Origin of the sequence: Barnesiella sp. ET7, assembly GCF_024733785.1 — a bacterium.
GTDB lineage: Bacteria > Bacteroidota > Bacteroidia > Bacteroidales > Barnesiellaceae > Barnesiella > Barnesiella merdigallinarum.
This window is the reverse complement of sequence record NZ_JANRHM010000004.1, coordinates 121,597-135,337: the sequence shown is the minus strand read 5'-3', so window position 1 is coordinate 135,337 and position 13,741 is coordinate 121,597. Positions and strand designations below refer to the sequence as shown.

Annotated in this window: 13 protein-coding genes; all 13 read left to right on the top strand. The window is 58.3% G+C overall.

Annotated features, from left to right (window positions below):
* The first annotated feature begins 84 nt into the window (after positions 1-84).
* The 13 genes from tsaD to NW211_RS03885 all read left to right on the top strand — a co-directional run bounded on the left by tsaD (position 85) and on the right by NW211_RS03885 (position 13,706).
* Positions 85-1,104, top strand: coding sequence for a tRNA (adenosine(37)-N6)-threonylcarbamoyltransferase complex transferase subunit TsaD (tsaD, locus tag NW211_RS03945; protein ID WP_087407678.1), 1,020 nt, complete (start codon positions 85-87; stop codon positions 1,102-1,104).
* A gap of 11 nt (positions 1,105-1,115) precedes the next feature.
* Positions 1,116-2,357: a competence/damage-inducible protein A gene (locus NW211_RS03940; protein WP_258326987.1), complete on the top strand. Its 1,242-nt coding sequence runs from the start codon at positions 1,116-1,118 to the stop codon at positions 2,355-2,357.
* Between the two features lie 121 nt (positions 2,358-2,478).
* The gene (gene rpmB, locus NW211_RS03935) at positions 2,479-2,733 is read left to right on the top strand and encodes a 50S ribosomal protein L28 (RefSeq protein WP_087407676.1); all 255 of its coding nucleotides are present in this window, start codon (positions 2,479-2,481) and stop codon (positions 2,731-2,733) included.
* Positions 2,734-2,736: 3 nt separating this feature from the next.
* Positions 2,737-2,925 (top strand): 50S ribosomal protein L33, encoded by a 189-nt coding sequence (rpmG, locus tag NW211_RS03930; protein ID WP_008861764.1) that lies wholly within the window; start codon positions 2,737-2,739, stop codon positions 2,923-2,925.
* Between the two features lie 14 nt (positions 2,926-2,939).
* On the top strand, positions 2,940-3,092 hold the full coding sequence (locus NW211_RS03925) for a DUF4295 domain-containing protein (protein ID WP_087407675.1): 153 nt from the start codon (positions 2,940-2,942) through the stop codon (positions 3,090-3,092).
* A 131-nt stretch (positions 3,093-3,223) separates the two neighbouring features.
* Positions 3,224-4,177: a signal recognition particle-docking protein FtsY gene (gene ftsY / locus NW211_RS03920; protein ID WP_087407674.1), complete on the top strand. Its 954-nt coding sequence runs from the start codon at positions 3,224-3,226 to the stop codon at positions 4,175-4,177.
* A gap of 77 nt (positions 4,178-4,254) precedes the next feature.
* Entirely contained in the window at positions 4,255-5,565 is a 1,311-nt protein-coding gene (rimO, locus tag NW211_RS03915; protein WP_258326986.1) for a 30S ribosomal protein S12 methylthiotransferase RimO, read from the top strand.
* 12 nt (positions 5,566-5,577) lie between these two features.
* Positions 5,578-6,678, top strand: coding sequence for a chorismate-binding protein (locus NW211_RS03910; RefSeq protein ID WP_258326985.1), 1,101 nt, complete (start codon positions 5,578-5,580; stop codon positions 6,676-6,678).
* Between the two features lie 15 nt (positions 6,679-6,693).
* The gene (menD, locus tag NW211_RS03905) at positions 6,694-8,379 is read left to right on the top strand and encodes a 2-succinyl-5-enolpyruvyl-6-hydroxy-3-cyclohexene-1-carboxylic-acid synthase (RefSeq protein WP_258326984.1); all 1,686 of its coding nucleotides are present in this window, start codon (positions 6,694-6,696) and stop codon (positions 8,377-8,379) included.
* Positions 8,380-8,412: 33 nt separating this feature from the next.
* Positions 8,413-9,237, top strand: a complete 825-nt coding sequence (menB, locus tag NW211_RS03900) for a 1,4-dihydroxy-2-naphthoyl-CoA synthase (protein WP_087407670.1) — start codon at positions 8,413-8,415, stop codon at positions 9,235-9,237.
* A 1-nt stretch (position 9,238) separates the two neighbouring features.
* Positions 9,239-10,288, top strand: a complete 1,050-nt coding sequence (locus NW211_RS03895; protein WP_258326983.1) for an o-succinylbenzoate synthase — start codon at positions 9,239-9,241, stop codon at positions 10,286-10,288.
* Positions 10,279-11,298 (top strand): AMP-binding protein, encoded by a 1,020-nt coding sequence (locus tag NW211_RS03890; RefSeq protein ID WP_087407668.1) that lies wholly within the window; start codon positions 10,279-10,281, stop codon positions 11,296-11,298. Before NW211_RS03895 ends, NW211_RS03890 begins: the two co-directional genes overlap by 10 nt.
* 179 nt (positions 11,299-11,477) lie before the next feature.
* Positions 11,478-13,706: a glycoside hydrolase family 3 C-terminal domain-containing protein gene (locus NW211_RS03885; protein ID WP_375379571.1), complete on the top strand. Its 2,229-nt coding sequence runs from the start codon at positions 11,478-11,480 to the stop codon at positions 13,704-13,706.
* Positions 13,707-13,741 lie beyond the last annotated feature (35 nt).

The following is a 13,741-nucleotide window of genomic DNA, read 5'->3' as shown; positions in this document are numbered from 1 at the left end:
TGTAAAGGCGAACGCTTTTTGGCTATAAATATGTACTTTTGCAAACCTCGAAAGAGGAACGATAACACAGTTAAACGATACGATATGAGTGTAACAATCTTAGGCATAGAGTCGTCGTGCGACGATACCTCGGCTGCGGTCATCCGCGACGAAGTGATGCTGTCGAATGTAATCGCCAGCCAGGCGGTACACGAAGCCTACGGCGGGGTGGTGCCCGAGCTGGCTTCGCGAGCTCATCAGCAAAATATCATCCCCGTGGTTTCCGAGGCCCTGAAGCGGGCCGGGGTCAAACCCGAAGAGTTGAATGCGGTAGCCTTTACGCGCGGGCCCGGTCTGATGGGCTCGTTGCTGGTGGGTACCTCGTTTGCCAAGGGATTCACCACGGCGCTCAACATTCCGCTGGTCGATGTCAATCACCTGCAGGCCCATGTGATGGCTCACTTCATCAAACGCTCGCCCGACGACGATACGCGGCCTCCGTTCCCCTTCCTGTGTCTGCTCGTCTCGGGTGGAAATTCGCAGATTATAAAGGTAGAGGCCTATAACAAGATGTCGGTTATCGGGCAGACTATCGACGATGCGGCCGGCGAAGCCTTCGACAAATGCGCCAAGGTGATGGGGTTGCCCTATCCCGGCGGACCGGTTGTCGACCGCTTGGCCAAGGAGGGAAATCCCAAGGCATTTGCCTTGAACAAGCCGCATATCCCCGGGCTCGACTACAGTTTCAGCGGGTTGAAGACCTCGTTCCTCTATCTGCTGAGAGACCGCGTGAAGGAGGACCCCGATTTCATTGCCAAGAACCAGTGCGACTTGTGCGCCTCGTTGCAGGCGACCATTGTCGACATACTCATGGACAAGCTCTACAAGGCCGTGAAACAGACGGGCATCAAGCATGTGGCCGTGGCCGGCGGCGTGTCGGCCAACTCGGCGGTGCGCGGTGCCTTTGAGGAGTATGCCCGCCGCTATGGGTGGACGGTCTATCTGCCTCCCTTCTCCTTCACGACCGACAATGCCGCCATGGTGGCTATTACAGGATATTACAAGTATCTGGACAAAGAGTTTTGCAGCGTCGAAAAGGCACCCTTTGCCCGGGTCGAGTTATAAATGCAAAACAGATGAATGTCGAGATTATTGTCATCGGCGACGAGCTGCTCATCGGGCAGGTCACCGATACCAACTCGGGGTGGATAGCCCGTGAGTTGAACCATATAGGCTGGGAGGTCACCGAAATCACGACCGTGAGGGACCGGGAGCGCGAGATTACCGACGCGCTCGACAGCTCGTTCGGCCGGGTCGACGTGGTGCTGATGACCGGTGGTCTGGGCCCCACGAAAGACGATATTACCAAGCAGACCCTCTGCCGCTACTTCGGAGGCAAGATGATTTTCGACGAGACCGTTTGTGCCCACGTCGAGGAGATTTTCCGCCGCCGTCACCTGCAGATGAACACCTCGACGCACGACCAGGCCTATGTACCCGACGTCTGCACCGTCATCGAGAACCCCGTGGGCACGGCGCCCGTCATGTGGTTCGAGCGGGAGGGCAAGGTGCTGGTTTCGATGCCGGGTGTCCCCATCGAGATGAAGACGGTGATGCAGGCCTCGGTCATCGACCGGCTGCGCCGCCACTTCGGCGACCATTCGGCCATCCTGCACCGCACCTGTCTGGTGAAGGATTTCACCGAGTCGCGCCTCTCCGAGTCGCTCACCGGGTTTGAGGCACAACTGCCCGCCTGCATCAAGCTGGCCTATCTGCCCACACCGGGTGTCATACGCCTGCGGCTGACGGCTCGCGGCGACGACGAGGCGCAGTTGCAACCCCTGATCGACGGGCAGTTCGACAAGTTGAAGGACCTGCTGGGACCGCACCTCTTTTGTGACAGCGATGCCACGCTGGCCGGAGCGCTGGGGCTGCTGTTGGCCCGCCGGGGCGAAACCCTGGCCACGGCCGAGAGTTGCACGGGCGGCAACATAGCCCACGAGATTACGCGGGTGGCCGGCAGCTCGGTCTATTTCAAGGGCAGTGTGGTGGCCTACGCCAACGAGGTGAAGGAGCATGTGCTGCACGTCTCGCCCCAGACACTCGAACAGTGCGGGGCGGTGAGCCGCGAAACCGTGTTGCAGATGACCGCCGGTGTGCAACGCTTGCTCGCGACCGACTGTGCGGTAGCCACCTCGGGCATAGCCGGCCCCGGTGGAGGTACCCCCGAGAAACCGGTGGGCACCGTGTGGATAGCCGCACGCTATGGCAACCGCGACAAAGTAGACTGTTTCCGCTTCGAGGGAGACCGCGAACAGGTGATTGCACGGGCCACTCAGGCGGCTCTGCTCATGCTGGTGCAGCTGATGACCGAGTAGGTCGGAGAGAAAAAGTTTCCATTTTAATCGGCTAAAAATTTGGAAGCTATTCTTAAAATGCTTTACTTTGCACTCTGTTTGCGAAAGCAGTAAGAAAAAACAAATAAAATTATAGATAGCGATGTCAAAGATTTGTCAAATTACAGGGAAAAAAGCAATGGTTGGCAACAACGTTTCGCACTCGAAAAGAAGAACGAAAAGAAGATTCAGTGTCAACCTCTTTACGAAGAAATTTTATTGGGTAGAACAGGATTGCTGGATTACGCTTACACTGTCGGCTGCCGGTCTTCGTACAATCAATAAAATGGGATTAGACGCAGCTCTCAAACAAGCTGCCGGAAATGGGTATTTAACTGAAGTAAAAATGTTGTATTAAGATATGGCAAAGAAAGCAAAAGGTAATCGCGTTCAAGTAATCCTTGAGTGCACGGAGCACAAGGCTAGTGGTATGCCTGGAACATCGCGTTATATTACCACCAAAAACAGAAAAAATACCACAGAGCGTTTGGAGTTGAAAAAATACAACCCCATCCTGAAGAGAGTTACTGTACACAAAGAAATAAAATAAGGAAGGATTGAACCATGGCAAAGAAAACAGTTGCATCGTTGCAAAAAGGCGAAGGCCGTACTTATTCGAAAGTGATTAAAATGGTGAAATCGCCGAAGACGGGAGCTTACACTTTCCAAGAGGAAATGGTTCCCAACGACTCGGTGAAGGACGTACTGAGTAAGTAAGTCATAATTAGCGCAATATAAAGAAAACTTTCTTATACAAAATGTGTAAGGAAGTTTTTTTTTACCATGATAATTTTATAGCTTTGCATAACGTGCGGCGGGACCCGCACGGATACATTAAATATTCACATATGGGATTTTTTGATTTCTTTTCGAGAGAGAAAAAAGAGACGCTCGACAAAGGTCTCTCCAAAACCAAAGAGGGCGTATTCTCCAAATTGGCCCGTATCGTTGCCGGCAAGTCTCAGGTCGACGATGCCATTCTGGACGACTTGGAAGAGGTGCTCATTACCTCGGACGTGGGCGTAGAGACTACGCTGCGTATCATCGAGCGGATAGAGAAGCGGGTGGCTCGCGACAAATATATCAATACCAACGAGTTGAACCGTATTCTTCGCGAAGAGATCACGGCCCTGCTGACCGAAAACAGCGTGGAAGAGTCGGGCGAGTTTACCGTGCCGGCCGACAAGAAACCCTATGTGATTATGGTCGTAGGCGTGAACGGTGTGGGCAAGACGACCACCATCGGGAAACTGGCCTACCAGTACAAGAAGCGCGGCAACAGTGTCTATCTGGGTGCCGCCGATACCTTCCGGGCCGCTGCCGTAGAGCAGCTGATGATTTGGGGCGAGCGGGTAGGTGTGCCTGTCGTGAAGCAGAAGATGGGGGCCGACCCGGCATCGGTGGCTTTCGATACCCTCAGCTCGGCCAAAGCCAACAACGCCGACGTGGTGATAATCGACACCGCCGGCCGTCTGCACAACAAGCTGAATCTGATGAACGAGCTCACCAAAATCAAGAAGGTGATGGAGAAGATCGTGCCCGGGGCTCCGCACGAGGTGCTGCTGGTGCTCGACGGTTCTACGGGACAGAATGCCTTTGAGCAGGCCAAGCAGTTTACGGCGGCTACCGAGGTGAACGAGCTGGCCATTACCAAACTCGACGGTACGGCCAAGGGCGGCGTGGTCATCGGTATCTCCGACCACTTCAAAATCCCCGTCAAGTACATCGGTCTGGGCGAGGGTATGGAAGACTTGCAGGTATTCCGCCGCAAAGAGTTTGTCGACTCTCTGTTTGGCGATTGATTTTTCAGGAATGTATTTACGGCTGGGGAGTCGGGTGCCGACTCTCGTAGCCGTCTTTTTTTTCATGTAGTGTCAAGATGATAAAGAATAGCGTCGATATTATTACGTTGGGCTGTTCCAAGAATCTGGTCGATTCGGAACGGCTGTTGCATCGTTTCTCCGAAGCCGGTTACAAAGTGCGTCACGACCCCGAAAAGGTGTCGAGCGAATATGTGGTGGTCAATACCTGCGGGTTTATCGGTGACGCCAAAGAGGAGTCGATCGAGATGATTCTGCAGATGGTCGAGGCCAAGAAGGCCCGCAAGATACGTCACCTCTACGTGATGGGTTGCCTCTCGCAACGCTATCGCGAGGAGCTCGAGACCGAGATTCCCGAGGTAGACAAGTTCTACGGGAAGTTCGACTGGGATAATCTGCTTACCGACCTGGGGGCCCGCAACGACGACGATGATAAGGATTTCGGACGCATCCTTACCACACCCCCGCACTATGCCTATGTGAAGATTGCCGAGGGGTGCAACCGCTTCTGTTCCTACTGCGCGATACCGCTCATCACGGGGCGCTTCGTCTCGTATCCCATGGACGAGCTGCTCGACGAGGTGCGCTCGCTGGTAGCCCGCGGCGTGAAGGAGTTCCAGATTATTGCACAGGACCTCTCGTCCTACGGGCTCGACCTCTATGGCGAGCAGAAGTTGGCCGAGCTCATCGACCGCATGGCTCAGATTCCGGGTGTGAAGTGGATACGCCTGCACTACGCCTATCCCTCGCAATTCCCCTACGACATCCTGCCGGTGATGCGTCGCCATGCCAACGTGTGCAACTACCTCGACATCGCCTTGCAGCACATCAGCGACCACATCCTCACCGATATGCGCCGCCACGTGACCAAGCAGGAGACCTACGATTTGTTGAAACGCATACGGGCCGAGGTGCCCGGTATCCATATACGCACCACCCTCATGGTGGGCTATCCCGGCGAGACCGACGAGGATTTCGAGGAGCTGAAGCAGTTTGTGCGCGATGCCCGTTTCGAGCGCATGGGGGCCTTTGCCTACTCCGAGGAGGAGGGCACCTATGCCGCCAAACACTTCCCCGACTCGATTCCCGAGGAGGTGAAGCAGGCCCGGCTCGACGAACTGATGGCTCTGCAAGAGGAGATTGCCCTCGAGAGCAACCGCTCGAAGGTGGGGCAGGAGTTCGACGTGATGGTCGACCGCGAGGAAGACGATTACTACGTGGGACGTACCGAATACGACTCGCCCGAGGTCGATCCCGAGGTGCTCATTGCCAAAACCCGCACTTTGCCCGTCGGCGAATTTTGTCGCGTGAAGATTGTCGATGCCATGCCCTATGAACTCATGGCCGAGCCACTGCCGTCGGATCGATAATCGTCGCGTGCCATGGGTGAGAATACGACAGCCATATCTTGTCTCAGGCAGGCTTTCGAGCGGAGTCTCGAGAGCCGTTTCCCCGCCTATGCCTTCAGGTTGCCGGGCGACAGTGCCTTTTATTGGGGCGCCTGTCCGGCCCATGAGCTGGAGACCTTGGCGGGTTGTACCCTCCCCGGCGAGGGGCGGGAGGGGTTTCTCTTTGCCCCTTTCGACAGCGGGGCATTCCCTTCACTCTTTTTCCCGGTAAAACCCGTGCGGGCCGAGGCTATCGACCTGGAGGCGTTGAACCGTTGTGCCGACTCTTCTGTTAGAGCCGACGAGGGGCCCATGCCGGTGACCGATTGCGATTACCCGGCCTATGAGCAGCAGGCCCTTACCCTCATCGGGGCCATGCGCCGCGGCGAGTTGCGGAAAGCGGTGCTTTCGCGCACCGTGACGTTGCGGCGGCCGATGCTCTCCGATGTCGAACTTTTCCTGCGGTTGGCCGCGAAATATCCGGCCGCCTTTGTCAGTTGGGTACATCTGCCCGGCCGGGGGCGTTGGATAGGAGCCACCCCCGAAACGCTGCTCGACTACGACGGCCGTAGGCTGTCGACCATGGCATTGGCCGGGACCCGCAAGGCCGGGACTCTGGGCGAGTGGGGCGCGAAGGAGCAGGAGGAGCAGCAGATTGTGGCCGATACGATTGTGGCTGCTCTCGAGCGTTGTGGCCTCGACCCGGTGGTGGGGGCCCGTTTTACCAAGGTGGCGGCCCAGGTCGAACATTTGTGTACGCCGGTTACGGTCGAAGGTCGTTTGACCGATAGCCAGCTGAACGATATTTTATGTGCTTTGCACCCGACACCAGCCGTCGGGGGGTATCCCAAAGAGGCTGCGAAAGTTTGGATTGATCGCGTGGAACCACACCGGCGTCGCTACTATGGCGGCTATCTGGGCCCGGTGCAGGCAGACGGGATGCGCCTGTTTGTCAATCTGCGCTGCATGGAGGTGGACGATGGGTATGTGAGATTGTATGTCGGTGGCGGCCTGACGGCCCAGTCGCAGCCCGCCAGCGAATGGTGCGAGACCGAGGCCAAGGCGCAGACGCTGCTCTCGGTCATAAACGGTTAATCAAACAAGAAACGTATGAAGACAACAGACAAACAGGGGTGTAATGCCCTCGTCGAGATTTTGGTAAAGCAGGGTGTGAAACGGGCGGTTCTCTCGCCCGGGTCGAGAAATGCGCCTGTATTGATGGCCTTCTCGCGGTGCGAGGCTATCGAGTCGTATGTGGTGGTCGACGAACGTACCGCCGCCTTCATGGCTCTGGGCATGTCGCAGCGCAGCGGCGAGCCGGTGGCCCTGGTGTGTACCTCGGGAACGGCTCTGCTCAACTACGCTCCGGCCGTGGCCGAGGCCTACTATCAGCACATTCCGCTCATCGTCATTTCGGGCGACCGGCCCATCGAGTGGATCGACCAGGACGACGGGCAGACCCTGCGTCAATACGGGGCTTTGGCTCCTTTTGTGAAACGGTCGTACGACCTGCGGGCTGAGTGGACCCTGCCGACCGACGGCTGGTATTTCAACCGCAGTGTGAACGATGCCCTGCTCACGGCCCTCTCGGGTGAAAAGGGGCCGGTGCACATCAACCTCTCCATTACCGAGCCGCTCACCGGCGAGACCGAGGTCGCGCCGCGTCCCGAGCGGGTGGTTATGCGGATGGCTCCGGCAAGTCTGCCCGACGAAGAGTCACTCGCGCTCCTGAGCCGCGAGTTCATGTCGGCCCGCAAGGTGCTTGTCGTGGCCGCCTTCATGCAGCCCGACGAGGCGTTGGGCCGGGCTCTGGCCCGACTGGCCGAGTTGCCGCAGGTGGTGGTGCTTACCGAGTCCATCGCCAATGTGCAGGGCGAGCGGTTCATCTCTACCATCGACCGGGTCTATTCGGTTATCGACAAGAGCGAGTGGCCCGACTATGCCCCCGACCTGCTCATCACCCTGGGCGGTTCGCTGGTGTCGCGCATGATCAAGGCCTTCCTGCGGCAGCATAAACCGCAGGCCCACTGGCGCATCTCGCAGGGCGACCGCGTGGTCGACACCATGCAGGCGCTCACCCGCCACATCGACGCCTCGCCGGCCCGTCTGCTCGAGGCTTTGGCCCGTCGGGTGGCCCCCGTCGAGAGCTCCTATGCCGCCCTGTGGCACGACAAGGAGCAGCTGGCTACCCGCCTGCACGACGACTATATAGCCCGCATCGGTTGGTGCGACCTCAAGGCCTTCTCGCTGATTCTGCCGGTTATCCCGGCCGGCACCGCCCTGCAACTCTCCAACGGCACCACGGTGCGCTATGCCCAGCTCTTCAATACTCCGCAGGTGAGCCGGAGCGACTGCAACCGCGGGGTGTGCGGTATCGACGGTTCTACCTCGACGGCGGCCGGCGCCTCGTGTGTGGGCGATGCGACCACGCTCTTCATTACCGGTGACATGAGCTTTTCGTACGATGCCAACGGCCTCTCGTCGGCCTATCTCTCGCCCCGGTTCAAGGTGATTGTCATGTGCAACGGCGGGGGCGGCATCTTCCGCTTCATCAAGCCTACGGCCGGGTTGCCCGAGCTGGAGCGCTGCTTCGAGGTGCACCGCGATATTCCCGTCGAGAAGTATGCCGACCTCTTCGGGCTGCGCTACTTCGAAATCGACAGCGAGGCATCGGCTGCCGAGGTATTGCCCCGCTTCTTTGCCGAGAACGAGCGGCCGGCCATCCTGGCGGTGCATACGCCCCACCTCTACAATGCCGAGGTGTTACGGGGATACTTCCGCCGGGCCCGGCAGTAATGTTGAAATTCAGAATCTTAAAAACGACACGATATGAAAAAGTTTGACTGGAAACCCATTAAGGAGTATGAGGACATACTCTTCGATTACTACGACGGTATCGCCAAGATAACGATTAACCGCCCGCAGGTCTACAACGCGTTCCGCCCCCAGACCAATAACGAGATGCTCGATGCCATGGCCATATGCCGCGAGCGTCCCGACATCGGCGTGGTGGTGCTCACCGGAGCCGGCGACAAAGCCTTCTGCTCGGGTGGCGACCAGAAGGTGAAGGGCATCGGCGGCTATATCGACCAGAACGGTGTACCCCGCCTCAACGTGCTCGACCTGCACAAGGCCATTCGCTCCATACCCAAGCCGGTTATCGCCATGGTCAACGGCTACGCCATCGGCGGCGGCCATGTGCTGCATGTGGTGTGTGACCTGACGATTGCTTCGGAGAATGCCCGTTTCGGGCAGACGGGTCCCAAGGTGGGCAGCTTCGACGGCGGCTTCGGCTCCTCCTATCTGGCCCGCATCGTGGGGCAGAAGAAGGCGCGCGAAATCTGGTTCCTCTGTCGCCAGTATACGGCCCAAGAGGCCGAGGCGATGGGGCTGGTGAACAAGGTGGTGCCTTTCGACCGGCTCGAGGAGGAGACCGTCGAGTGGTGCCAGACCATTTTGAAACGCAGTCCCATGGCCATCCGTATGATCAAGCGGGCCCTGAATGCCGAGCTCGACGGCCAGCGCGGCCTCATGGAGTTTGCCGGCGACGCCACGCTGCTCTATTATCTGATGGAGGAGGCGCAGGAGGGCAAGAATGCTTTCCTCGAGAAGCGTGACCCCGATTTCCAGAAGTTTCCCAAATTCCCCGGATAAGATGCTGAAGGCCAGTTATACTCCGTATACGCTCCATTTCAAGGTGCCGAGCGGAACCTCGCGCGGCATCCTCACCGAAAAGGAGACCTACTTCGTGAAGGTGTGGGACGATGCCGCCCCCGACCGCTACGGGTTGGGTGAGTGTGCCCTCTTCCGGGGGCTCGGTGCCGACGACCGCCCCGAATACGAGAGCGTGTTGCAGCGGGTGTGCCGCGAGATGGATTGCTACGAAAGCCTCGACCTCTCGGCCTGGAGTTCGATACGGTTCGGGGTGGAGACTGCTCTGCTCGACTGGCAGAACGGCGGCCGGCGGGTCGTATACCCCTCCGACTTCGTGACGGGTGGGAGAGGCATCACCATCAACGGGCTGATATGGATGGGCGACAAGCGTACCATGGCGGCCCGTATCGAGGAGAAGCTGGCGGCGGGTTTCTCGTGCATCAAACTGAAAATCGGCGCCATCGACTTCGACGACGAGTGCGACCTGCTCGCCTTTATCCGTAGCCGATACGGCCGCGACACCATCGAGTTGCGGGTCGATGCCAACGGAGCCTTTGTCCCCGACCGGGCGCTGGAGTGCCTGAAACGTCTCTCGGATTACGACCTGCACTCCATCGAGCAGCCCATACGGGCCGGACAGTGGGAGGCGATGGCCCGCCTGTGCGAAGCCTCGCCTCTGCCGGTGGCCCTCGACGAGGAGCTCATCGGGGTGAGCGGTGTGGCCGCAAAGGTCGACTTGCTGGAAGCCATAGCACCGCAGTATGTGGTGCTGAAGCCCTCGCTTATCGGCGGCTTCTCGGGTACGCAAGAGTGGATCGATGCCGCCCGGGCCCGGGGTATCGGGTGGTGGATTACCTCGGCTCTGGAGTCGAACGTGGGGCTGAATGCCATCGCTCAGTTTACGGCTACCCTGCCTGTGAATATGCCGCAGGGGCTGGGTACCGGTGCACTCTATACTAACAATATACCCTCGCCGCTCGAGCAGGTGGGCGAGGTGTTGCGATACAACCCGGCCGGGGGGTGGAATTTTTCGGAACTGTCATGGAGATAACCCTCAATCATCGCCTGTGCCGCACCCGCGACGAGGTGCTGGCCGCAGCCACCCCGCAGGTGGCCGACTTTCTTGACGAATGGTTTTCGCCGGCCGATTTCGTGTGGGGCCACACCTCGGGCTCGACGGGAGCCCCCAAACCCCTGAAGCTCTCGAAACGGGATATGGAGGAGTCGGCCCGGCTGACGGTCGACTTCTTCGGCATCACCGCGGACACGACCATGCTGCTTTGTCTCTCGCCCGACTACATTGCCGGGAAGATGATGATTGTGCGCACCCTGCTCTCGGGGGCCGACCTGCTGGTGGTACCGCCGTCGAGCCGACCCTTGGCGACGGTCGACGAGCCGGTCGACTTTGCGGCGATGGTTCCGGCGCAGGTGGTTGAGTCGTTAAGTGACGATGCCCAGCGTGCCCGCCTGGCTCGGGTAGGAGCCTTGATTATCGGCGGAGCACCTCTGTCGCCAGAATGCGAAGCCCGGTTGACCCGGTTGCCGGTTCGGGCTTACGCCACCTATGGCATGACCGAAACGGTGTCGCACGTGGCCCTGCGTCGCATTGGCGATGCCACCATGCTCTACCGGGCTTTGGGTAGCATCACCTTTGCGGTCGATTCCCGCGACTGCCTGGTTATCCATACTCCCCATTTTACACACAAGCAGTTTGTGACCAACGATGTGGTGGAGCTCGTCGATGAGCGCACCTTCCGCTGGACAGGTCGTTACGACCATGTGATTAACAGCGGGGGGGTAAAGATATTTCCCGAGCGGGTCGAGCAGAAGATAGCCGGGCTCTTGACCCGCCGCTTCTTCATAGCCGCCGCTCCCGACGAAAAGTGGGGGCAGTGTGTGGCTCTGGCCATCGAGGGCGACCCGTTGTCGCCTGCCGACGAAGCCGCCTTGCTGGCCCGTATCCGCGAGGCGGTCGATCGGTACGAGATGCCGCGCCGGGTGGTCTATCTGCCCGCTTTTGCCGAGACCTCGTCGGGTAAGGTAATCCGACGTTTGCCGTGATTCCCTGTCGGTTGGCAAAGCCGTTTCCGTCGTGAGGCGGATTGTTATCCTTCTATATATGGAGATGGAGGGAATGTTTTAAAGTGTTATTTGAGCATATTCTGTTGCCGGGAATAGATTTTATATCTACCTTTATTCCCGATTATATTTGTTATTCAGTCACATTTGCTATTTTAAACATGAAGAACATGCGACATGTATTAGGAGTTACGCTCCTATGGGTCGCGGCTGTAACCGTAGCCCAACCCCCTGTTTACCTTGATGATACAAAGCCTGTTGAAGATCGCGTAGAAGATGCCCTTTCGCGTATGACTCTCGAAGAGAAGGTGGCCTTGTGTCATGCTCAATCGAAATTTAGTTCACCGGGAGTTCCCCGTTTGGGCCTGCCCGAAAACTGGATGACCGACGGTCCGCACGGTATTCGTTCCGAACTTTTGTGGGATGAATGGAGTCCGGCCGGTTGGACCAACGACTCGTGCATGGCCTTCCCGGCCTTGACCTGTCTGGCCGCTACGTGGAACCCCGATATGGCTCTGCGCTATGGCCGGGCTTTGGGCGAGGAGGCGCGTTACCGGAACAAGAACGTGCTGTTGGGCCCCGGCGTAAATATCTACCGCACGCCGTTGAACGGGCGCAACTTCGAGTATATGGGCGAAGACCCTTACCTGGCCTCCGAGCTGGCAGTACCTTATATCCAAGGGGTGCAGTCGTGCGGTGTGGCCGCCTGCGTGAAACACTTTGCGCTCAACAATCAGGAGAAAGACCGGCACTATGTCGATGTGGAGCTGAGCGACCGGGCCCTCTACGAAATCTATCTGCCGGCCTTTCAGGCCGCCGTGCAGCGGGGAAAGGTATGGTCGATTATGGGGTCGTTCAATCGCTACCAGGGACAGTACTGCTGCCATAACCAACGGCTGCTCAACGATATTTTGCGGGGCGAATGGGGCTTCGACGGGGTGGTCATCTCCGATTGGGGTGCCGTGCACAATACCCTCGAGGCGGCCTATAACGGACTCGATTTGGAATTTGGTTCTCTCACCGACGGTATGGAGTTCAGTGTCGACAATGCCTACGACGACTACTACCTGTCTCGTCGGTTCCTTGAGTTGTTGAAGTCGGGGAGCATCCCCGAGTCGGTGGTTGACGGGAAGGTTCGTAATATCCTGCGGTTGATGTTCCGTACGACGATGAACCGAAACCGTCCCTACGGCTCGTTCAAGAATCGGGCTCATGGCGAGGTTGCCCGGCAGATAGCCGAGGAGGGAATCGTGTTGTTGCAGAATCGCGACAACGTGTTGCCTATCCAGCTGGAGAAGATCCGCAAGATATTGGTGGTGGGCGAGAATGCCATCAAGATGATGACCGTGGGCGGCGGCAGCTCGTCGCTGAAAGCCTGGTACGAAGTGTCGCCGTTGGAGGGGCTTCGGGCCCGGATAGGCGATGTGGCCGAGGTGGTGTATGCCCGGGGCTATGCCAGTCCCGACCCGCCGAAGAGTGTCATGTATACCATCCCTTCGTTGCAGACCGACCGCTCGGCCGACGACCTGCTGGCCGAGGCGGTAGCTTTGGCCCGGGAGGCCGACTACGTGATTTTTGTGGGTGGTCTCAATAAGAACGGGCATCAGGATTGCGAGGGAGGCGACCGAAAGAGCTACAGTCTGCCCTACGACCAGGACCGCCTGATCGAGGCCTTGGCCGAGGTCAACCCCCGCACCGTGGTGGTACTCGTCTCGGGCAACAGCGTGGCCATGCCCTGGGCCGACCGGGTAGGTGCCATTGTCGAGGGTTGGTATTGCGGCAGCGAGGCCGGTAATGCTCTGGCCGCTGTGCTGACGGGCGATGTGAACCCGTCGGGTAAACTGCCCTTCACGATGTGTGAACGCCTGGAAGATTATCACGCTCATGCCTTGAACGACTCGCTGGTCTATCCCGGAGTCAATCATCGCGAGGTGTACAAGGACGACATTTTCGTGGGCTATCGCTGGAGCGACAAGCAGAAGAAAGACCGCCGTCCGCTCTTCTGTTTTGGCCACGGATTGAGCTATACCACATTCGAGTATGGCAAGGCGGTGCTCGACCGCAAGCAGATGACGGCGGCCGACAGCCTGCGGGTGCGTGTATCGGTGAAGAACACGGGCAGCCGTGCCGGAGCCGAGGTGGTTCAGCTCTACGTGTCGGACCTGAAGTCGTCGCTTCCCCGTCCGATCAAGGAGCTGAAGGGATTCAGTAAAGTGATGCTGCAACCGGGCGAGAGTCGCGAGGTAGAGTTCGTGCTCGACCGTACGAGTCTCTCGTATTTCGACGATGCGAAACATGCGTGGGTAGCCGAGCCGGGACACTTCGAGGTGCTTATCGGCGCCTCGGCCGAGGATATTCGTTCGCGTGCCGGATTTGAATTGAAACCATAGTCTCTGCGACAAGAATATGACTTTTTGTTATTAAC